The 708-nt window shown below is 43.4% G+C and carries 1 protein-coding gene; it reads left to right on the top strand.

The window, feature by feature from the left end; translation table 11 throughout:
• Positions 1-197: 197 nt before the first annotated feature.
• Positions 198-708: hypothetical protein (locus B2X00_RS10115; protein WP_290487418.1), on the top strand; the 511-nt coding region annotated here is incomplete at its 3' end.

Here is a 708-nt window from a genome sequence, read left to right as displayed (position 1 = left end):
ATTGCTACGGTAACGACCCCCAACGGTGAGGTTGAGTACGAAGTTGTGGAAGTTAAATACATTTAATCTCCTACACAGCCATCTAACAAAAACCCAGTTTTTTTTAAAACTGGGTTTTTTTGTGCTCAAAGGTTGCAAAACACTTTAATTTTTTAGAAAGTATTAATGCTGTGTTAATAATATGTTGTGGAGGTTTCATGGAAAGAAACGCTGTATTCGCCCCAAATTACGCTTGGGGTGAACCGACTATCAGGGAGTTGATGGAACGACTCAAACCGATTGCTCGAACGCAAACGATCAAAGGTGTTGTAGAGTGGTTAGGCGTGAGTTATCACGACTACAAAAATTGGCGCTATCGTCAGGTCATTCCGTACAAGCTACTCATTACAAAGCTAATGAATGAGGGGATCTCGATTGATTGGCTATTCGCACCGGGCGTCAAGCTGCTATATCCAAAAACAACACCGGAACTCTCAGAAAGTTTAAATTCGCTGACGTGTGAACAAGATTATCGCTTTTATTGGAAAGCCATGCAGATGGTAGAGCCCACACTGAAAAAGCACCATTTGGAGAACTCTGAGTCGCATCGTAACGAACTATTAAATGTTTATTTTCTGGCTCAGGAGGGATGGGTTAAAACGGAAGTCGCTATGGGATGCGTGGCGCGGGCAATGAGACGTGTCTCATGCCCTAATGCACCCGCCTATG

It is taken from the genome of Idiomarina sp. UBA3162 (assembly GCF_002364475.1).
Classification (GTDB): Bacteria; Pseudomonadota; Gammaproteobacteria; order Enterobacterales; family Alteromonadaceae; genus Idiomarina.
The sequence above is the reverse complement of the archived record's forward strand: the minus strand, read 5'-3'. Positions and strand labels throughout refer to the sequence as shown.